The sequence below is a fragment of the Kribbella swartbergensis genome, assembly GCF_054784135.1.
Map to the genome: position 1 here is coordinate 384051 of NZ_BAAGPM010000022.1, position 19601 is coordinate 403651.

A 19601-nucleotide genomic window follows, 5' to 3' on the forward strand; every position below is an offset into this window, starting at 1 on the left:
CGACCGAACAGCCCGCGGGCGGAAGAAGCAGCAGGTCAGGCGACGGTCTCGAGATCGCGCTCGTCGGCGAGGACGCGCTCGGCCTCGGCAACGGCCCGGCGAGCGGCGAATCGCACGCCGTAGGCAACGACCGCGGCCCAGCCGGCGACCAGTGCGGTGTACACGACGTAACGCGGGCCGTCGGCCACGCCGAGCCCGTTCAGCAGCGTGCGGGCGTTGGTCAGGATCAGCACCAGGCCGACGCCGACGCCGAGCCAACGGGTGGCCAGTCGCGACACCAGCCAGGCAGCCAGCGGTGCGGCGAGCACGCCACCGGCCAGCAGCGCGGCGACGATGCCGAACGGCAGGTTCTGCCGGCCGAGGCCGATCAGGAACCCGATGCTGGCGGCGATCGAGACGAGGAACTCCGCCGCGCTCACCGAACCGACCGTGCGGCGCGGCGTCAACTTGCCGCTGCTCAGAAGCGCCGAGTTGGCGACCGGCCCCCAGCCGCCACCTCCGGTGGCGTCGATGAACCCCGCCGCCAGGCCCAGCGGGCCGAGGAACCGCCCGGCCGGCCGGCCCTCGATGATCGCCCGGACCTTCCCGGTGGCGAACCGGGCCAGGATGTAGACCCCGAGCAGGAGCAGCAGGCCCGCCACCCAGACCGAGGCCGACTCGGTCGACAGGCTGGACAGGAACGTCGCCCCGGCGAACGCGCCGACGGCCCCCGGGACGCCGATCAGCGCGACCACGCGCCAGTCCACGTTCCCGAACCGCCAGTGCGACAGGCCGGAGGCAAGGGTCGTGCCCACCTCGGCGAGGTGGACGGAGGCGGACGCGACGGCCGGCGTGATGCCGGTGATCAGCAGGGCCGTGCTGGCGGTGACGCCGTAGGCCATGCCGAGGGTGCCGTCGACGAGCTGGGCTACCGAACCGAGCAAGGCGATCAGGATGAGACGACGCACAGAGCTGTTCCTTCGGGCGAGGACAGTGGTGGACGGGACCGAAGTGGTGCGCCGAAGATCAACAGCTCGCGGAGTTCACCCGCAGCAGGTCGACGTGCCGGCGCCGCGTCAGGGCGTCGCCGGGTGCGTTCGTGGTGACCTGCATGCCTCCATGAAAGCGGACAAAGTCGAGCAAGATGCTCAGGTTTCACGATCTGAGACAACAATTCCCTGGGTGAGACGGGCGGCCGGTTGCGGTCAGGGTGTTGAAAGCGCCCCGCGCGCCTGTCTACGGTCCTCGGGGACCCACGAGCCGGAGGAGCCGCCTGATGCACGAACTGCCGGACGGTTGGACGCCTGGTGGTCCGCTGAGCGCCGGAACGCTGAAGACCGAGTACGCCGTCCGGCCGCTGGGGACCGACGTCCGGCGCCCCCGGTTCGGGTGGGTCGCCACGGCACCGGGCTACGGCGCGACGCAGACGGCGTACCGGATCCTGGTCGGATCGGCCCCCGGCCTCGGCGACGTGTGGGACTCCGGCAAGGTGGCGTCGTCACGGACCTTCGGTGTCGAGTACGACGGACCGTCGCTGAAGCCACGCACCCGGTACCACTGGACCGTCCGCCTCTGGGACGGCCTGGACCGGGAAGGCGGCTGGGCCGATCCCGATTGGTTCGAGACCGCACTCCTCGACGAGGGTTTCGGCGCTGCGCGCTGGATCGGCGGCACGACCGACAGTGCTCCCCTGCTCCGGCGTGCCTTCGCTGTCGACGGAGTCGTGAAACAGGCCCGGCTCTACGCCAGCGGCCTCGGATACGCCGAACTGCGGCTGAACGGTCAGCAGGTCGGCGACGCCGTACTCGATCCGGGCTTCACCGACTACGACCACACCGTCCTCTACGTCACCCACGACGTCACCGACCTGCTGCGGACCGGGGACAACGTGGTCGGTACCGAACTCGGTCGCGGATTCTTCGGACTGAGGGCACCGAACGTCTGGCGGTGGCACCAGACACCCTGGACCGCGGAGCCACGCCTGCTAGCCCGCCTGGTCATCGAGTACGACGACGGCAGGACGACCGAGGTGGTGTCCGACGAGTCCTGGCGTATCACGGGCGGGCCGACCATCTCGGACGACCTGTACACCGGCGAGACGTACGACGCCCGCCGCGCGCTCCCGGGTTGGGACACGGCGGCCTTCGACGATTCCACCTGGTCGACGGCCGCGGTCGTGGACGCGCCGAAGGGCACCCTGCAGGCGCAGGCCCACGAGCCGATCCGGGTGACCGAATCGGTCGAGCCGCAGGAGGTGACCGAGGTCCGCCCTGGCGTGTGGATCGTCGACTTCGGCCGCACCACGGCCGGCTGGACCAGGCTCCGGGCCACCGCGGACGCCGGGACGACGATCAGCCTGACCCATGGCGAGACAGTTGCCGATGGCAACGTGGTGGCGGTCAACGTGCACGTCGAGGGCGACCGGATCCAGCGCGACGAGTACATCGCCGCCGGCCACGGCGTCGAGGAGTGGGAGCCGCGCTTCTCCTACAAGGGTTTCCGGTACGTCCAGGTCGAAGGCATCACGGAGCGGCCGGACCTGCTGATGCGGGTCGTGCACTCCGACGTTCGCACGGTGACCCGGTTCGCCTCCACGCAGCCGGCGTACGAACAGTTCGACCAGGCGATGCGCCGGACGATTCTGAACAACCTGCACGGCATCCCGACCGACACGCCGTTCATGGAGAAGAACGGATGGACCGGTGACGCCCAGGTGGGCGGGCCGACCATGCTGGCGAGCCTCGACCTGGCGCGGTTCTTCACCAAGTGGCTGGGCGACATCCGCGACAGCCAGGCCGAGTCCGGGCAGCTCCCGGTGATCGTTCCGTCCAGCGGCTGGGGTTTCACCGACCTCTCCCCCGCCACCGAGTGGCCGACCGTGTACCCGTTCCTCCTGCGCGAGATGCATCGCGCGTACGGCGACGAGCGGCTGCTGCACGAGCACTGGGAACCGCTGACCCGCTACCTGTCCTGGGAACTCGACCGGGTCGAGGACGGCCTGTCCGTCAGCGTGCTCGGCGACTGGCTTCCACCGGGCTTCGGCAGCGGCCCGGCTCCGGAGGACCGGCGGCTCACCGGTACGGCGTACCTCTACCGGGCACTGATCGCCGCGGCGGAGATCGGCGACGTCATCGGCAAGTCCAACGACTACCGCAAGGCCGCGGCCGAACTGGCCGACGGTCTCAACCGTGCGTTCCTCGATCGGGACGCCGGGATCTACAGGTCCGGTGAAGACCCCGACTACCGGCAGACGTCCAACGCGGTGCCGCTGGCGTTCGGCATCGTGCCGGAGGAGTTGGCCCCGCAGGTCGCGGCCAACCTGGCCGCGGATGTCGAAGCCCGCGGGTTCCACCTCAACACCGGCTGCCTCGGTGTCGGCGTCCTGCTGCCGGTGCTCACCGCCTACGGGTACGGCGACGCGGCGACGAAGGTCGCGTTGCAGCGGACCTATCCGAGCTGGGGTTACTGGTTCGAGCTCGGCGCGGACACGATGTGGGAGAAGTGGGAGGAGGATTCGCGATCGCGGAACCACTACTTCCAGGGCACCGTCGTGGAATGGCTGTACGAGAACGTGGCCGGGCTGCGCAACCTCGAAGCGGGTTGGCGGCGGATCATGGTCCGGCCGGACGCGCGTTCCGAGGTGGACTCGGCGACGATCAGCACCGACACGATCCGCGGCCGGGTGTCGGTGTCGTGGCAGCGGGCGAGCCGGGTGCTCTCGCTGGACGTCCAGGTCCCTGTCGGTACGACGACCGAGGTCCACGTGCCGTCCGCGGCTGCCTCGGACGTCACCGCCGTACCGGCTCCGTTCGCGGGCGAGGCGTCGTACGAGGACGGCTACACCATCTACACGGTGCCGGCCGGGCTGTGGAGCTTCACGAGCCGGTCGGCGTGACCTTGGTGAAGAGGAGGTCGCGGCAGACGCGGCCCTCGGCCCGGGCGCGCGCCTCGAACTTCGTGACCGGCCGCCACTCGGGCCGCGGGGCCCAGCCGTCGTACTGGTTACGCAGCAGCGGCTCGGCGTCGCACACCTCGAGCATCCGGTCCGCGTAGTCCGCCCAGTCCGTTGCCAGGTGCAACGTTCCGCCGGGCTGCAGCCGGGACGCCACCAGCGCGACGAACGGCGGCGTGACGAGGCGGCGCTTGTGGTGCCGCTTCTTCGGCCACGGGTCCGGGAAGTAGATGCGTACGCCGGCCAGCGCGTCGGGAGCCACGTGGTCGCGGAGGAAGTCGAGCGCGTCACCCTGCAGCAGCCGGACGTTGTCCAGCTCGTACTTCTCCACCCACAGCATCAACTGGCCCAGACCAGCCGGGTAGACCTCGGCGGCCAGGTGGTTCACCTCGGGCGCCGCGACCGCGAGCTGAGCGGTCGCGTCCCCCATACCGGACCCGATCTCCAGCACGGTCGGCGCTTCCCGGCCGAACCACTCGGCCAGATCGACCTCACCGGGCGGCAGGTCCTCGAGCTTCCGCCCGAGCGACGGCCAGTGCGTCTCCCAGACGCGCTTCTGCCCCACCGTCATCCGGACACTGCGCCGGACGTGGCTGAAAACCCCCGCCTGCCTGACCTGATCCACCGTTTCCACCGTTTCCACCGTTTCCACCGCCAGGAGTCTATTAGTCGTCCCAGAACAACCGTGCGACGGTGTTGTGGGCCCGGCGGGTGATGCGGAGGTAGTCGTCGGAGAAGCGGCTCGACTCGCCCGGTGGGTAGCCGCAGATGTGGGCGACCGCGGCGAGGTCGCGCGGATCTCTCGGCAGGGAGTCTCCGGGGCGGGCCCGGACGAGCATGATCGCGTTGCGGATCCGGGTCGCCATCTCCCACGCGACCCGCAGGGTGTTCGCGTCCGACGCCTCGACCAGGCCGGCGTCCACCGCGGCCCGCAGTGCGCCGAGGGTGCGCGTCGTACGCAGACCAGGGACTCTGTGAGCCTCGAGCAACTGCAGCAGTTGCACCGTCCACTCGATGTCGGCCAGGCCGCCGCGGCCGAGTTTGGTGTGCGTGCTCGGATCGGCGCCCCGCGGCAGGCGTTCGGCGTCCACCCGCGCCTTGATGCGGCGGATCTCGACCACGTCCCGGTCGCTGATGCCGTTCGCCGGATAGCGCAGCGGGTCGATCAGTCCGCGGAAGGCCTCGCACAACCCGGCGTCGCCGCACAGCGGATCGGCCCGCAGCAACGCCTGTGCCTCCCACACGGCCGACCAGCGCGCGTAGTAGGACGCGTACGACGCCAACGTCCGGACCAATGGTCCTTGCCGGCCTTCGGGACGCAGATCCGCGTCGACCTGGACGGCCGGATCGGCTCCGGGCAACGCCAGCAGCCGGCGCAACTCGGTCGCAGTCTGGGTGGCGAAATCCGTCGCCGCCTTCTCGTCCGCACCCGGCACCGGATCGTGGACGAACATCACGTCCGCGTCGCTGCCGTACCCGAGCTCGTGGCCGCCGAACCGGCCCATCGCAACGATCGACATCCGCGTCGGTTCGGGTGCCCCCTTGGCGACGGTCCGCTTGGCCACCTCGAGCGCGGTGGTCAGCGTGCCGACCGAGATCGTGGTCAGGACTTCGCCGACGGTCTCGACGTCGAGCAGGCCGGACAGATCGGCCGCGGCGACCCGGAAGAGCTCGCGCCGCCGGACCGCCCGGATCGCGGCGACCGCGGCCTCCGGCTGGTCCTGCCGGCCGGCGGCCGCCGACATCTCGGCGATCAGGCCCTCCTGCGTCCGCGGGACGAGCTCGCGTTCGTCGGCGAGCATCGCGGTCGCTTCAGGGGCCCGTTGCAGCAGGTCGACGGCGTACCGGCCGCTCGCGAGCAGATGAGCGAGCCGTTCGGCCGACGCACCCTCGTCGCGCAACTGGCGCAGGTACCACGGCGTCGAGCCGAGCGTGTCCGAGATGGTCCGGAACGCCAGCAGCCCGGCATCGGGATCCGGTGACTCGGCGAACCAGCCGAGCATCGCCGGCAGCAGCGCCTTCTGGATCGACGACCGGCGCGACACGCCTTCGGACAGTGCCTCGATGTGTCTCAGCGCCGAGGACGGGTCGGCGTACCCGAGGGCGGTCAGTCGCTGCTTGGCGGCCTCCGGTGTCAGCCGCACCTCCTCGCCGGGGATCCGCGCGACGGCGGCGAGCAGCGGCCGGTAGAAGAGTTTCTCGTGCAGGCGCCGTACCTCGAGCGCGTGCTTCCTCCAGGCCGCGGTCAGCTCGCCGACCGGGTCCTTGGTGAACCCGAGCGAGCGCCCGAGCCGGCGCAGGTCGGCCTCGTTGTCGGGGACGTGATGGGTACGACGCAGGCGGAACAGCTGGATGCGGTGCTCCATCGACCGCAGGAACCGGTACGCGTCGGCCAGCACGGCGCCGTCGCTGCGACCGACGTACCCGTTGGTGGTGAGCGACTCGAGCGCGACGAGCGTCGTACCGCTGCGGACCGCCTCGTCGCTGCGGCCGTGGACGAGTTGCAGGAGTTGTACTGCGAACTCCACGTCCCGCAGACCACCGGGACCGAGCTTGAGCTGCCGATCCGCGTCGGCCGCCGGGATATGGTCGATCACCCGCCGCCGCATCGCCTGGACGTCGTCGACGAATCCCGGCCGGTCCGCCGCCGACCACACCAGTTCGGACGTCTGCTCGGCGTACCGCCGGCCGAGGTCCTTGTCACCGGCAACCGGACGGGCCTTCAGGAGGGCCTGGAACTCCCAGGTCTTGGCCCAGCGCTGGTAGTAGGCGAGGTGGCTGTCGAGGGTTCGGACCAGCGGGCCGGACTTGCCTTCCGGCCGGAGCGCGGCGTCGACCGGCCAGAGCGTGCCTTCGGCGGTGTGGGCCGAGCAGATCCGCATCGTCGCCGCGGCGAGCTGGGTCGCCGTCTTCAGCGCGGCCGCCTCGGGCTCGCCGTCGAGCGGTTCGGCGACGAACAGCACGTCGACATCGCTGACATAGTTCAGCTCGCGGCCGCCACACTTGCCCATGGCAATGATCGCGAGCCGGCAGTCGGCCGCGGCCGGGTGCGCGGCGAAGTACTCGTTGCGGGCGATCTGCAGCGCGGTCTCCAGCGCTCCCCCGGCCAGATCGGCCAGGACGGCGGCCACCTCGTCGACCAGCAACCCTTCGGCCAGATCCCTGGCCGCCAGCCTGAGCAGGAGCCGGCGGTACTCGACCCGCAGAGCATCGACCGGGTTGGGCGCGTCGACGGCGGTGGCGAGCCTGGCCGCGACGTCGTCCGCGGACGGACGTACGCCGGTCAGCGCGGGATCGGCCACGTCGTACCAGTGCCGTGGGTGTACGCCGAGGTGGCGTCCGAGCGCCTCACTCGCGCCGAGGACGGACACGAGCCGGCGGCGGAAGTCGTCGTCGACCTCGAGCGTGCGCGCGAAGGCGGCGACGTCGTGCCGGTGGCGGTGCAGCGCTTCGACCAGACCGCACAGACCTTGCAGGGCGAGGTCCGGATCGGCCGACTCGGACAGGGCGGTGATCAACGGCTCGTCGGCCATCGGACTGTGCGAGTCCAGCCGGTCGAGCTGTTCCAGCATCACACCGGCCCGCTGCGGATCGGCGAACCCGAGCCGGACCAGCCGCCCCTCCCACGACCCCCGACGCACCTCAGCCACGCCTGCAGGCTACCCAATCCCCGCCGACCGCCCCGGCCCGGACTGTGGGTAGGGGGTTGACCCCTGGGATGGTGGGTTGCGCACCGAGATTCCCGCGGTGCAACCCACCAGCCCAGGGGTTGACCCTTGAGATGGCGGGGGCGGAAGGTTGCGCGCGGGCGGCGTATCTCAGTGGCGTCGCGGTCGAGTTGCGGCGAATACACGGCGTCGTGTAGCGGATTCGCTCAGTAGTCGGCATGATGGCTGTCCATGGTCATGATGACGGGGTCGCTCGCTGTCCGGGGCACGGTGGTCTGGTTGACGCCCCAGCAAGGCGGGCGAGTGTCCGGCCCGCCCGAGCCGGACTACGACTACGACTACACAGCCACCGCCTACATCCCACCGCGTACGCCGGACACCGGGCAGGCGGGAGTCGCGTTACGCCGGTTCGCGCCGGGCGCCTGGCGCACACCGGCCGAGGGAATTCTCGTGCCGGGCAAGGGGAATCGGGCCCAGCAGGTGATCCCCGGCTGCCTGGTGGTGATCACCGAAGGGACCCGCCCGGTCGGCCTGCTCACCGTGGAGGAGGTGCACGCCCTCGCCCCCGACGGCTCGCCGATCATCCCGCCGGCACCCGATCCCACCGCATCCACGACACCGGTCGAGGCCCAGATCGAGCCTCCCTACCGGCACTCGACCGCGGCCGCGCGCTGGACCTCCGAACACGCCTCCGACGACCAACTCGCCAACCTCTGAGTCGGCTCGACACTCGACGGTACGACGGCTGAGGACGACCCGCCGGCCCGGTCAGAGCACCGGGAGCAGCTTGTTCAGCTCGAACGGGGTGACCTGGCGGCGGTAGTCCTGCCACTCGGCGCGCTTGTTGCGGAGGAAGAAGTCGAAGACGTGCTCGCCGAGGGTCTCGGCGACCAGTTCGCTGTCCTCCATCGCGCTGATCGCTTCGGCCAGGCTGCTCGGCAGTGGCTTGATGCCGAGCGCGCGCCGCTCCCGGTCGGTCAGCGACCACACGTCGTCCTCGGCCTCGCGGGGCAGCTCGTACCCCTCCTCGATGCCCTTCAGGCCGGCCGCCAGCATCAGCGCGAACGCCAGGTACGGGTTCGCGGCCGAGTCGAGCGAGCGGAACTCGACCCGGCTCGACTGGCCCTTGTGCGGCTTGTACAGCGGGACCCGGACCAGCGCCGACCGGTTGTTGTGCCCCCAGCACACGTACGAGGGCGCCTCACCGCCCGCGGCGAGCCGCTTGTACGAGTTCACCCACTGGTTCGTCACCGCGGTGATCTCGTCCGCGTGCCGCAGCAGCCCGGCGATGAAGGCCCGGCCGGTCTTGGACAGCTGGTACTGCGCGCCGCCCTCGAAGAACGCGTTGCGGTCGCCCTCGAACAGCGACATGTGGGTGTGCATCGCCGAACCGGGGTGCTCGCTCAGCGGTTTCGGCATGAACGAGGCGTAGATGCCCTGGCTCAGCGCAACCTCCTTCACCACCACCCGGAACGTCATGATGTTGTCCGCGGTGCTCAGCGCGTCGGCGTACCGCAGGTCGATCTCCTGCTGGCCCGGGCCGCCCTCGTGATGGCTGAACTCGACCGAGATGCCCATCGACTCCAGCATCGTGATCGCCTCGCGGCGGAAGTCGTTGCCGACCCCCTGCGGGGTGTGGTCGAAGAAGCCGGACGAGTCGACCGGCTCCGGCTCCCGGCCGGTGCCCTCGACCAGCTTCTTGAAAAGGTAGAACTCGATCTCCGGGTGGGTGTAGAAGGTGAACCCGAGATCGGCTGCCTTCGACAGCGCGCGTTTGAGCACGTACCGCGGATCCGCGTACGACGGGGAGCCGTCCGGCATGCTGATGTCGCAGAACATCCGAGCCGTCCCCATCGTCTCCCCGCGCCAGGGCAGGATCTGGAACGTCGACGGGTCCGGCTTGGCCAGCATGTCCGCCTCGGTCACCCGGGCCAGGCCCTCGATCGCGGACCCGTCGAACCCGATGCCCTCGGCGAACGCGCCCTCGAGCTCGGCCGGCGCCACCGCCACCGACTTGAGGAACCCGAGCACGTCGGTGAACCAGAGCCGCACGAACCGTACGTCGCGCTCCTCGAGCGCGCGCAGTACGAACTCCTGCTGCTTGTCCATCAGTCCACCTCTCGCTCAGCCATCGATGTCCCCGGAGCTCTCACCAGTCTGCCCCGCGTCTGTTAAGCAGACGTTACGTGCCGGTGCGGACATCGCGCCGGTCAGGGCCTACCGTTTGGCGGATGCAGACAGTCTTTCGCGCCGCGCTGATCGTGGCCGCGATCCTGTGTGCCGGTGACCTGATCCTCAGTACGGCGCGATTCGTCCAGTCGATCCGGGGCAGGCGGCCCGCCGAGCGCGACGTGCTGGGCCGGCGCTGGCTGCCGGTCCCGGAGCTGGGGTTCGGCATGTGCGCGTTCTGCTGCACCGGCCTGGTCACACTCGGCCTGACGCACCACGACGCCGACCTGCCCACCAAGCAGATCCTGCTCGCGGCCCTGGTCTTCGGGTACGCCGGTGCCGTGCTGTCCCGCGTGGTCCGTACCCCCGGCCCCGGTGGCCGCCGGTTCCGGTTACGCGCCGGCCTGCTCCTTGGCCTGCCGGCCGTGTTCGGCCTGCTCTTCGCGCTCTCCGGTGTCGCGGTCTGACCGGCGCCGGAACCACGGCACGATCCGCTCCATCGGCGCGAACGCCAGCCAGCACACCACGGTCGGCAGGAAGTGGATCAGCAGGATCGCCGTGTTCGCCGCGTGGAAGCCGAGGAAGAACAGTGCCCCGAGCAGCTGCCACCGGCCCTTGAGCCAGAGGATCACCGGCGACAGGATCTCCGCGACGAACCCGATCCACTGCATCACCTGCAGCATCCACGGGTGGTGCAGCAACCACTCCCCGACCGGGTGCGGCCGCCGTACGATCGCCCACGTCAGTACGGCGCTGCCCGGCCACGTCAGCGCCCACCCGGCGCTTCGAAGCTTCGCGATCGCGGACAGGAAGTACGTCGCGATCACGCAGATCTGCACGCACCGGACAGCCCAACCGGCTGCCTCGGACCTCGTCTGATCGCCGTACGACGCCAGTCCGCGCCGGCCCGACGTGACGGTCGGGAGCACCCAGAGCGCGATCACCAGGGCGAGGTGGTCGTGGTCGACCTTGCCGTCGCTCATCCCGATCAGGACCCACCAGGTGAAGGCTGGGGCGACGATCCAGCCGGCGATCCGCGGGAAGTAGTTCGTCGCACCGACCAGGCAGGCGATGATCAGGACGACGTACAGAGTGGTCGTGTTCGCCACCGACGGCCTGGGCAGGTCGAAGATACGGGCCAGCAGCAACGGCTGGTACAGGCCGGAGTGCTCGCCCTTGAGCCGGGTGTCGCGGACGAACGCGTGCATGTCGAGAATGACGAACAGGTACAGGATCGTCCGCAACCAGGCGACCCTGGCCAGCGCGATCCTGGGCGTGAACCAGCCGGCGACCCGGGTGGCCGTGGTCTCGAGCCCACTCATCGACGGACCTCCCAGGTGGCCAGCACCTCGGAGGCCGGTGGACCCTCGACCCGGCCGTCGACCAGCTGGGTGGTGTCGCGGATCAGCTCGAGCTTCACGTACTTGGGCTGGTCCGGGTGCTTCTTCGCCCACCCGTCCGCGACCTGCTGCAGCAGCGACGGGTCCTTCACGATCTCCCCGGTCCGCGCCTCGATCTCGGCCCGCGCCACCCCGGCGCCTTCGATGTTGAGCGGTACGTCGACCGTCGTACCGGCGTCGGTCCGGGCGCTGATCCGGGTGTAGGTGATCGCGGCGTCGTCCGGCACCGACATCGCGTACTGCGACATCGGCCCGAACGGCCAGGCGTCGTCGGTGGCCCGGACCGATCCGTTGATCAGCAAGCCGATCCCGAGCACGGCCACGAGCACTCGCAGCCCCTTGCCGACCCGTCCCAGCCGGACGTCCCCCGCCGGCTCCTGCCCTGTTGTCACGCCCGCCATTACACACCACGTCCGACTGGCCGCCGCGGTTTCACGGGGCTGTGCGTAGGGAATTTTCTATTACATGACCGCCCCAGAAAATTTCCAACCTGCCCGGATGTCCCGGCGTACCCTCCTGCGCGGCACTGCCGCCGGCGGCGTACTGCTCGGCGGCATCACCCTTCCGACCACTGCAGCCCACGCCGCACCGGCACCACGCTGCTACACCCGCGCCGAGTGGTCCGCCCGGCCACCGAGGGCCGCGACCCAGGTGATCGGCGCGCCCGATCACATCGTCATCCACCACACCGCCAGCGCGAACGTCACCGACTACTCGCTCGCCGCCGCGTTCAAGGTCTCGCACTGGATCCAGGACCTGCACATGGACACGAACCGCTGGATCGACTGCGGCCAGCAACTCACCATCAGCCGCGGCGGCTACCTGATGGAGGGCCGCAGCAAGTCGCTGCCGGCAATCAACAACCGGCAGAACGTCCTCGGCGCCCAGACCGCCAACCACAACAGCCACACCATCGGCATCGAACACGAGGGCCTCTACACCAACGTCGACGTACCGATCGCACTGTTCGACATGTCCGTCCTTACCTGTGCCTGGCTGTGTACGACGTACGGCCTCGATCCACACGCCGCGATCGTCGGCCACCGCGACTACAACGCGACCCAATGCCCGGGCAACGTCTTCTACGCCCGCCTACCCGAACTCCGCAACCGCGTCGCCGCAGTGATGGACGGCTGACAGGCGAAGCGCCGGATCAGAACCTCGACCGGGCCCCGGGGGAGCTTTGTTGCTGCTGATTTGATCAAGTGCTCCATCGGGCGTGGATCGGAGCCGGTGAACCAGTAATGTGCTCCCGTGCCTCAGCTTCGGGTAGCCCTCGCTCAACTCAACGTGACCGTCGGTGACATCGACGGGAACGCCGAGAAGGTCGTCGCGTGGACCCGTAACGCCGTCGAGCGCGGTGCCCACGTGGTGGCCTTTCCCGAGCTCGCGCTGACCGGCTATCCGGTCGAGGACCTGGCCCTGCGGGCGTCGTTCGTGGACGCCTCCCAGGCCCGCATCCGCGACCTCGCCGCCCGGCTGGCCGACGAGGGCCTCGGCGACATCGTGGTGGTCTGCGGCTACCTCGACCGCGCGACCGGTACGGCGATGGGCGTGGACCGGCTGGGCCGGCCGAAGGGCTCGCCGACGAACTGCGCGGCGGTGATCCATCAGGGCCGCGTCGTCACCAGCGCGGTCAAGCACCACCTGCCGAACTACGGCGTCTTCGACGAGTTCCGCCACTTCGTTCCCGGCCACACGCTGCAGGTGGTCCGGATCCACGGCGTCGACGTCGCGGTCGTCATCTGCGAGGACCTCTGGCAGGACGGCGGCCCGGTCGCGGTGACCAAGGCCGCCGGCGCCGGACTGCTGCTCGTCGTCAACTCCTCGCCGTACGAGGCGAACAAGGACGACGTCCGCGGTGAACTCGTCAGCCGCCGAGCCCGCGAGGCCGGCTGCTCGCTGGCCTACGTCAACCTGGTCGGCGGCCAGGACGAACTCGTCTTCGACGGCGACTCGCTGATCGCGGACGCCGAGGGCAAGGTGTTCGCCCGGGCCCCGCAGTTCGAGCAGGGCAGCATGGTGGTCGACCTCGACCTGCCCGCGGCGACGGGTACGCCGTCCGGTACGCACCAGGGCATCGACATCGTCCACACGGTGATCCACGACGAACCGCTGCCGGCGTACGAACCGATCGCCGCAGCCGTCGCGCCCCGCCTGTCGGACGAGGCCGAGATGTACGGCGCGATCGTCACCGGACTGCGCGACTACGTGCAGAAGAACGGCTTCAAGTCGGTCCTGCTCGGACTGTCCGGCGGCATCGACTCGTCGCTGGTCGCCGCGATCGCCTGCGACGCGATCGGGCCCGAGCACGTCTTCGGCATCTCCAACCCGAGTGTGTACTCCACCGATCACTCGCGCGACGACGCCGCCGAACTGGCCGCACGCACCGGCCTGAACTACCGCGTCGTACCGATCCAGCCGATGGTGCAGCCGTTCATCGACACACTCGGCCTGACCGGTCTCGCCGAGGAGAACCTGCAGGCCCGGGTCCGGGCAGTGATCTGGATGGGTCTGTCCAACGCCGACGGACACCTGGTGCTTGCCTGCAGCAACAAATCTGAGCTGTCCGTCGGCTACTCCACCATCTACGGCGACGCGGTCGGCGGGTACGCGCCGCTGAAGGACGTCCCGAAGACCCTGGTCTGGCGGCTGGCGAAGTGGCGCAACGCGGACGCCGAGGCGCGCGGGCAGCAGCCGCCGATCCCGGAGAACTCGATCGCCAAGCCGCCGTCGGCGGAGCTGCGCCCGGGTCAGCAGGACACCGACTCGCTGCCGCCGTACGACCTGCTCGACGACATGCTGGACGACTACGTCGAGCGCGACCGCGGCAGCGCCGAGCTCGTCGCGGCCGGGTTCGGCACCGAGCTGGTGAGCAAGGTGATCCAGTTGGTCGACAAGGCGGAGTACAAACGGCGGCAGTTCCCGCCGGGGCCGAAGATCACCCACAAGGCCTTCGGCCGGGACCGCCGAGTGCCGATCACGAACGCCTGGCGCGAGGACGCCCGCAAGGCGGCGCATCTGACGCACGGACCATCCACTGGTGAGGATGCACGGAAGGTGGCGGAGAGCCCTGACTGATCCCTGGCGGTTCCGCCCGACCTCCGACACCCCGTGGGGTTCCCCCGAGGAGCCCACGGACCGCTCCGGCCTGCCCGCCGACGATGTGAGCGATCGCTCAACCGCAGGCGGTAGCGCTCACCCTCCGCAACGGTGGGACGATGACGGCATGGTTGACAACTTCCTGTCGGCCGGTACCCAGGACGACGACGAACTGCCGTCGCCGTACGGGACCGGACCGAAGAACCGGACAACCGAGGAGCACCGCCGCTCGGACTACGACAACGACACCTGGCGGGACCGGCCCAACGGCCTCGGTCTCGACCCGTCGCCGTCGCTGCCGAACGCGCCCAGAGCCTACGAACGCGGCCCGGTGCCCCAGCAGCCGTACGTCCCGAAGCCGCCGTACCTGCCGGGACCGCCGCCCCCACCGCCGACGCAGCAACCACAGCAGCCGCGGTACGGCGACCAGCCGCACCAGCGCCCGTACGGCGAGCAGCCGCCGGAGTACTACAACGAGCCCGGTCGCGGTGAGCCCGGTCGCGGTGAGTCCGGTCGCGGTGAACCCGGTCGCGGTGAACCTGCGCGTGGTGACGGCGGTCGCGGCGAGGTTGGCCGTGGTGAGTTTGGTCGCGGTGAGGTTGGCCGCGGGGAGTTCGGTCGCGGTGAGCCGGCGCGGGGTGAAGAGTCGCCGTTCGGTCAGTACCAGGAGCAGAGCCCGTTCCGCCCGCAACAGCCGCAACAGCCGCCGGCCGGACCGCCGCCGCAGCCGAGCCGGCCGAGCCCGTTCGGTCCGGGTAGTAACGGCGTTCCGCCGAACCAGCAGCAGGCCCAGGGGCCGAGTGCACCGCAGCAACGGCCGCCTGCTCCCCCACATGCCGGCAGCAACGGTCTGACCCAGCACCCGCCCGGACCACACGGCTCCAACGGGACCAGCAACGCCAGCTGGAGCGGCCCTGCCCCTGCACCGGCGCAGAACGCCGGTCCGACACAAAGCAACGGCGTCACCGCGCAGCAACCGCACGGTGGACCGAGCCAGCCGCCGACTCCGCCACCAGCTCCGGCCCAGCCGCAAAACCAACAGCCACAAAACCAGCAGCCGCAGCAGCCTCCGCATCAGCGCCCTGCGTCGGCTCCTCCGAACCCATCGCAGGGCAACTACGGAGTCGATGCCCCGACCATCACGGCGTACCTGCCGGAGATGACGGAAGGCAACTACGGGCGGGTGTCCAGAGGAGCGGGTCAGTCGGACAACGCCTATCCGTCCGACCCGAGTGCGGAGTACGAGAGCAACACACCGGTGAGTGAGGACCCCAAGCCTGTCGGCGCACGGCGACGCGCGGACGTCCAGCACGACGCGCCCAGCCAAGTGCCGGCCGAGCACACCGGTGCACACCGCGCCCGCCGGGCCCAGCCGACTGCTACCCCCGCTCCGCCGACTGCAGACGTCGCACAGCGGACCGCAGAAGTCGCACAGCCGGCACAGGTCGCTGAGCAGCCTGCTGAGATCGCCCAACCGACCCCAGACGTTGTTCAACCCGTCGCACAGTCCGCTGGGCTTGCTCAGCCCACCGCAGAGTCTGCTCAACCGACCGCTGGTGTTGCCCAGCCAACCGCAGAGTCTGCTCAGCCGGCCGCCGAGGTAGCTCAGCCGGTTGCAGACGCCGATCAGTCGGCTGCCGAGGTTGCTCGGTCGGCAGCGGCCAGTGCCGAGCCCACAGCGCAGGCCGGCGGGTCTCCCGAGGCTCAGGCGAGTACTCCGTCGTCGAGTGGGTCGTCGGCGCCCGCAGGCCCGGGTGAGGGCAGCAAGCGTCCGCGTCGGTACCGCATCCACCACCTCCGCGACATGAAGAACCGCGGCGAGAAGTGGGCGATGCTGACGGCGTACGACATGTACACCGCCGAGATCTTCGACCACGCCGGCATCCCGGTGCTGCTCGTCGGCGACTCCGCCGCGAACAACGTCTTCGGCTACGACACGACCCTGCGGGTCACCGTCGACGAGTTGATCCCGTTGGCGCGCGCGGTCGCCGGAGCGGTCGAGCGCGCGCTGGTCGTCGCGGACCTGCCGTTCGGCTCGTACCAGGCGTCACCCGAGCAGGCCTTCCACACCGCCGTCCGGTTCATGAAGGAAGCCGGTGTGCACGCGGTCAAGCTCGAGGGCGGCCGGACCGTCGTACCGATGGTGGAGAAGCTGACCCAGTCCGGCATCCCGGTGATGGCGCACATCGGCTTCACACCGCAGAGCGAGCACAGCATCGGCGGCTACCGGGTCCAGGGTCGTGGCGACCAGGCGGCCGGGCTGATCGACGACGCGATCGCGCTCGCCGAGGCCGGTGCGTTCTCCGTCGTCCTCGAGATGGTGCCGGGTGACGTCGCCGCCGAGATCACCAAACGGGTCACCATCCCGACCATCGGCATCGGCGCGGGTCGCGACACCGACGCGCAGGTGCTGGTCTGGCAGGACATGGCCGGTATGCGCTCCGGCACGATGCCCCGCTTCGTCAAGCAGTACGCCGACCTCCGCGGCATCCTCACCACCGCCGCCACCACCTACGCAGCCGAAGTAGCCTCCGGCACCTTCCCCACCGACGACCACACCTTCTGACCCACCCGAGCCGGCTGATTCAGCCTAGATCCACGGGAGGGTGGATCGGTGGGTCCAGTAGTCGTTGGCGGGTTGGATGAACTGGGCGAGGGGGCCGTCGGGGTGGTGGGTGGGTGCGGACTCGTTCGCGAGTTCGGCTGCTCGGAGGTTGCTGTCGAGTTGGGCGGCTGTGGTTGCGCCGCTGAGGACGACGTCGGCCCAGGGTTGTGCGACGGCGGCGGCGATCGCGAGTGTGTCGGATGCGACGCCGTGCCGACGGGCGAACTGATTGAAGGGCGTCTCGCCGGCCTTCGCCGTCAAGCGTCCGTTGGCGACCGCCTCCTTCACCACCACGAACCAGCCCGCGTCGTGCGCCTCCTGCAGCGCCGGCCCCGCCGAGGTCTCCAACACGTTCCACGTCGACTGCACGGCCGTGAACGGTCCGTTGAGTGCCAACGCCCTCCGCAGTGTCTCCGCCTGATGTGGTCCGCTCGTCGACAGTCCGACGCGTACGCCGTCGTCCGCGAGCTGACGCAACCGGTCCAGCAGCTTGGCGTCGTCCAGGGCCGGGCTGTCCGAGGTCAGGCTGTGGACAAGGTAGAAGTCGGGTGCTCCACCAAGCGCTTGAAGGCTCTCCGGCCACTGCCGTTCGAACGTCGCGAGCGAGTGGTCCTTCACCTCGTGCGTCTCCGCGTCAGGCCGCCAGTCGGCGACGTACGTGTAACCCCACTTCGACCCGATGGTGAGTTGTTCGCGCCGCTCCGGTGTGAGCCATTCGCCGAGGAACAGTTCGGCAAGACCGTACGAACGCGCGGCGTCGAAGTACCGAACGCCCGACCGCCAGGCCAGCTCGAGCAGTTCATGCGTCCGCGCCCGCAGATCGTCGATGGTGCGGTCCGGCGGCAGGTCCTCGTCATGCCCGAGGTTGATGTACCCGGGCCGTCCGAGTGCCGCCAGTCCCAACCCGATCGTTGCCGTCATGCGTCGATCGTCTCACCCGGTGTCCGCGGCAACGACTGTGAGACGCGCCGCAACGCCCGACGCGGGACGCCCTGTGTCGTCTAGCGTTTTGTCGTGTGAGCGATCCTCGTCTGCCACCACCTGGCACCGTCGTCCGGCGTACGACGGCCCGCGTCCTGCCGGTCCGACCGGACGGCAAGGTGCTGCTGCTGCACGGCTGGGATCCGCTGAAACCGCAGACGCCGTACTGGTTCACCATCGGCGGCGGGGTCGAACCCGGTGAGACGGTCGCGGACGCGGCGAGCCGGGAACTGCGCGAGGAGGTCGGCATCCACCTGCCGGCCGAGGCCCTCGGTACGCCGGTGGCGACGAACACGATCGAGTTCGAGTGGGGCGGGTGCCCGATCATCCAGCACCAGACGTTCTTCGCGGTCGCGGTGGACGGCGTCGACGTGACCTTCGCCAACCAGGAACAACTCGAACTGGAGACGATCAGCGCGCACGGCTGGTGGTACGCCGACGACCTCGAGGCGACCGGTCAGGCCGCCCACATCACCATCCCCGACCTGCTCCGCCAGGCCGCCGACGCCGTCACGCTGCGCCGGGCGTCCTGAGGCCTCAGCGGCTGCGGGCCTCCTTGAGGACCTTCTTCTTGATCTTCTTGTCGACCTTGTAGTGCACGCGATCGAGCCGCTCCGCGCAGCCGGCATCGGCCAGCCGCTTCAGGACGACCGGGCACTTCTTGCACCTCGGCTTGTCCTTGCAGCACTTCTTCTTCGCGGTCATCGACGGCACGCTGCGAGTGTAGGTGAGGCATACCTAACCGTCTAGCTGATGGAGCAGGCACCGTGTCGCACATCACTGCGCCCGTCCGCTCATCGCAGTTGCCGGCTGAGCAGTTCACGGGCCTCGACCAAGGACGGCCCGTACCACGTCAGATGACGCCCCGACACACACTTCGCCGGCTCGCTGAATGCCTCCGGGCCGTCGTCGGGAGAAAACGGATAAGGCTCGTCCGGCAGTACGACGAGATCGTGGCCGGGTAACGCCTGCGGGTCGAACCGGGGATATCGTTCACCGGAATCGGCGAGCACGTTGTCGATCCCGATCCGGGACAACACATCACCCGCGAACGTGTCCCGTCCCAATGCCATCCACGGTCTCCGCCAGATCGGTACGACGGCCCGCCGGCGCTTTCCGGCGTACGTCGTACTCCACACTTCACGCGCTTCTTCCAGCCACTCCGGAACCGCGCCGGTGATCGCGGACAGCAGCCGATCGAGCGAGTCGAGTGATTCGGCGACTGTGGTCGGCGACGTGGTCCAGACCGCGATTCCGGCCGCACGCAAAGCATCGAGATCGACGGCGCGATTCTCTTCGGCATTCGCGATGACGACGTCCGGGGCAAGCGACGCGATGACGTCGAGATCGGGATTCTTGGTGCCGCGAACGCGGGTCACGTCGAGGTCCACGGGATGCGTGCACCAGTCCGTCGCACCGACGACCAGGTGCGGATGGGTGACCGCGATCGACTCCGTCAACGAGGGCACGATGCTGACCACGCGCGTCACCTCCGACGGCAACGTCACGACGTCTCCGAGGTCGTCCACGAACTCTCTGGTCATGTCGGTGCGAACCCTTCGAGCCTGCTCTTCGACACGTCCGTCACCTCACCCAGCGCATGCCGTTGCCGAGGACAACACTGTCCGAATCGGCCGTTCGACACGAACTTTGTGCGCGTGTCGCCAAGAAATTATCGGACCGGTCGGGCATCCTCTTAGCGCGACGGAATCCCTTCTGCACAAGGATTGTGGGCATTTTCCCGC

Annotated in this window: 18 protein-coding genes; 7 read left to right on the plus strand and 11 right to left on the minus strand. The window is 69.6% G+C overall.

Features of this window, described 5'->3' with window-relative positions; genetic code table 11:
• Positions 1-35: 35 nt before the first annotated feature.
• On the minus strand, positions 36-947 hold the full coding sequence (locus ACYVOK_RS20385) for a sulfite exporter TauE/SafE family protein (RefSeq protein ID WP_460664064.1): 912 nt from the start codon (positions 945-947) through the stop codon (positions 36-38).
• A 58-nt stretch (positions 948-1005) separates the two neighbouring features.
• A complete protein-coding gene (locus tag ACYVOK_RS20390; protein WP_460664514.1) occupies positions 1006-1092 on the minus strand; it encodes a putative leader peptide in 87 nt (28 codons plus the stop codon).
• Between the two features lie 163 nt (positions 1093-1255).
• On the opposite strand from ACYVOK_RS20390, the gene ACYVOK_RS20395 reads away from it, so the two are divergent.
• Entirely contained in the window at positions 1256-3874 is a 2619-nt protein-coding gene (locus tag ACYVOK_RS20395) for a family 78 glycoside hydrolase catalytic domain (RefSeq protein WP_460664065.1), read from the plus strand.
• On the opposite strand, the gene trmB is transcribed toward ACYVOK_RS20395, so the two are convergent.
• Entirely contained in the window at positions 3855-4583 is a 729-nt protein-coding gene (gene trmB, locus ACYVOK_RS20400) for a tRNA (guanosine(46)-N7)-methyltransferase TrmB (RefSeq protein ID WP_460664066.1), read from the minus strand. The genes ACYVOK_RS20395 and trmB overlap by 20 nt on opposite strands.
• Positions 4584-4596: 13 nt before the next feature.
• On the minus strand, positions 4597-7581 hold the full coding sequence (locus tag ACYVOK_RS20405) for a bifunctional [glutamine synthetase] adenylyltransferase/[glutamine synthetase]-adenylyl-L-tyrosine phosphorylase (protein WP_460664067.1): 2985 nt from the start codon (positions 7579-7581) through the stop codon (positions 4597-4599).
• A 249-nt stretch (positions 7582-7830) separates the two neighbouring features.
• Between ACYVOK_RS20405 and ACYVOK_RS20410 the strand changes: the two genes are divergently transcribed.
• Entirely contained in the window at positions 7831-8316 is a 486-nt protein-coding gene (locus tag ACYVOK_RS20410) for a hypothetical protein (RefSeq protein WP_460664068.1), read from the plus strand.
• Positions 8317-8367: 51 nt separating this feature from the next.
• Here ACYVOK_RS20410 and glnA read toward each other — a convergent pair whose 3' ends face one another.
• Positions 8368-9708: a type I glutamate--ammonia ligase gene (gene glnA, locus ACYVOK_RS20415; protein ID WP_460664069.1), complete on the minus strand. Its 1341-nt coding sequence runs from the start codon at positions 9706-9708 to the stop codon at positions 8368-8370.
• Between the two features lie 122 nt (positions 9709-9830).
• Here glnA and ACYVOK_RS20420 point away from each other — a divergent pair, with 122 nt between their 5' ends.
• Positions 9831-10235 (plus strand): hypothetical protein, encoded by a 405-nt coding sequence (locus ACYVOK_RS20420; protein ID WP_460664070.1) that lies wholly within the window; start codon positions 9831-9833, stop codon positions 10233-10235.
• Here ACYVOK_RS20420 and ACYVOK_RS20425 read toward each other — a convergent pair.
• Positions 10161-11090: a hypothetical protein gene (locus ACYVOK_RS20425; RefSeq protein ID WP_460664071.1), complete on the minus strand. Its 930-nt coding sequence runs from the start codon at positions 11088-11090 to the stop codon at positions 10161-10163. The genes ACYVOK_RS20420 and ACYVOK_RS20425 overlap by 75 nt on opposite strands.
• On the minus strand, positions 11087-11569 hold the full coding sequence (locus tag ACYVOK_RS20430; protein ID WP_460664072.1) for a hypothetical protein: 483 nt from the start codon (positions 11567-11569) through the stop codon (positions 11087-11089). Before ACYVOK_RS20430 ends, ACYVOK_RS20425 begins: the two co-directional genes overlap by 4 nt.
• Before the next feature lie 97 nt (positions 11570-11666).
• Here ACYVOK_RS20430 and ACYVOK_RS20435 point away from each other — a divergent pair, with 97 nt between their 5' ends.
• The gene (locus tag ACYVOK_RS20435) at positions 11667-12305 is read left to right on the plus strand and encodes a peptidoglycan recognition protein family protein (RefSeq protein ID WP_460664073.1); all 639 of its coding nucleotides are present in this window, start codon (positions 11667-11669) and stop codon (positions 12303-12305) included.
• 117 nt (positions 12306-12422) lie between these two features.
• Complete coding sequence (locus ACYVOK_RS20440; RefSeq protein WP_460664074.1) at positions 12423-14249, plus strand: NAD+ synthase; 1827 nt, start codon at positions 12423-12425, stop codon at positions 14247-14249.
• Between the two features lie 97 nt (positions 14250-14346).
• Here ACYVOK_RS20440 and ACYVOK_RS20445 read toward each other — a convergent pair whose 3' ends face one another.
• On the minus strand, positions 14347-15132 hold the full coding sequence (locus tag ACYVOK_RS20445) for a hypothetical protein (protein ID WP_460664075.1): 786 nt from the start codon (positions 15130-15132) through the stop codon (positions 14347-14349).
• A gap of 924 nt (positions 15133-16056) precedes the next feature.
• Between ACYVOK_RS20445 and panB the strand changes: the two genes are divergently transcribed.
• The gene (panB, locus tag ACYVOK_RS20450; protein ID WP_460664515.1) at positions 16057-16836 is read left to right on the plus strand and encodes a 3-methyl-2-oxobutanoate hydroxymethyltransferase; all 780 of its coding nucleotides are present in this window, start codon (positions 16057-16059) and stop codon (positions 16834-16836) included.
• Positions 16837-16860: 24 nt separating this feature from the next.
• Here panB and ACYVOK_RS20455 read toward each other — a convergent pair whose 3' ends face one another.
• Positions 16861-17796, minus strand: a complete 936-nt coding sequence (locus ACYVOK_RS20455; RefSeq protein ID WP_460664076.1) for an aldo/keto reductase — start codon at positions 17794-17796, stop codon at positions 16861-16863.
• A gap of 95 nt (positions 17797-17891) precedes the next feature.
• Here ACYVOK_RS20455 and ACYVOK_RS20460 point away from each other — a divergent pair, with 95 nt between their 5' ends.
• Positions 17892-18389 carry an NUDIX hydrolase gene (locus ACYVOK_RS20460; RefSeq protein WP_460664077.1) on the plus strand — a complete coding sequence of 166 codons (498 nt, stop codon included), beginning with the start codon at positions 17892-17894 and terminating at the stop codon, positions 18387-18389.
• A gap of 4 nt (positions 18390-18393) precedes the next feature.
• Here ACYVOK_RS20460 and ACYVOK_RS20465 read toward each other — a convergent pair whose 3' ends face one another.
• Together ACYVOK_RS20465 and ACYVOK_RS20470 are read right to left on the minus strand one after the other, a co-directional pair.
• Positions 18394-18570 (minus strand): hypothetical protein, encoded by a 177-nt coding sequence (locus tag ACYVOK_RS20465; RefSeq protein WP_460664528.1) that lies wholly within the window; start codon positions 18568-18570, stop codon positions 18394-18396.
• 80 nt (positions 18571-18650) lie between these two features.
• Positions 18651-19400 (minus strand): helical backbone metal receptor, encoded by a 750-nt coding sequence (locus ACYVOK_RS20470; protein ID WP_460664078.1) that lies wholly within the window; start codon positions 19398-19400, stop codon positions 18651-18653.
• Between the last annotated feature and the right edge of the window lie 201 nt (positions 19401-19601).

Bases quoted from the DNA above. Each gene is read 5' to 3' on its own strand.
- ACYVOK_RS20470 (WP_460664078.1), bottom strand. From the start codon at position 19,400: ATGACCAGAGAGTTCGTGGACGACCTCGGAGACGTCGTGACGTTGCCG.
- ACYVOK_RS20410 (WP_460664068.1), top strand. From the start codon at position 7,831: ATGGTCATGATGACGGGGTCGCTCGCTGTCCGGGGCACGGTGGTCTGG.
- ACYVOK_RS20425 (WP_460664071.1), bottom strand. From the start codon at position 11,090: ATGAGTGGGCTCGAGACCACGGCCACCCGGGTCGCCGGCTGGTTCACG.
- ACYVOK_RS20435 (WP_460664073.1), top strand. From the start codon at position 11,667: ATGTCCCGGCGTACCCTCCTGCGCGGCACTGCCGCCGGCGGCGTACTG.
- ACYVOK_RS20430 (WP_460664072.1), bottom strand. From the start codon at position 11,569: ATGGCGGGCGTGACAACAGGGCAGGAGCCGGCGGGGGACGTCCGGCTG.
- glnA (WP_460664069.1), bottom strand. From the start codon at position 9,708: ATGGACAAGCAGCAGGAGTTCGTACTGCGCGCGCTCGAGGAGCGCGAC.
- ACYVOK_RS20390 (WP_460664514.1), bottom strand. From the start codon at position 1,092: ATGCAGGTCACCACGAACGCACCCGGCGACGCCCTGACGCGGCGCCGG.
- ACYVOK_RS20395 (WP_460664065.1), top strand. From the start codon at position 1,256: ATGCACGAACTGCCGGACGGTTGGACGCCTGGTGGTCCGCTGAGCGCC.
- ACYVOK_RS20420 (WP_460664070.1), top strand. From the start codon at position 9,831: ATGCAGACAGTCTTTCGCGCCGCGCTGATCGTGGCCGCGATCCTGTGT.
- ACYVOK_RS20455 (WP_460664076.1), bottom strand. From the start codon at position 17,796: ATGACGGCAACGATCGGGTTGGGACTGGCGGCACTCGGACGGCCCGGG.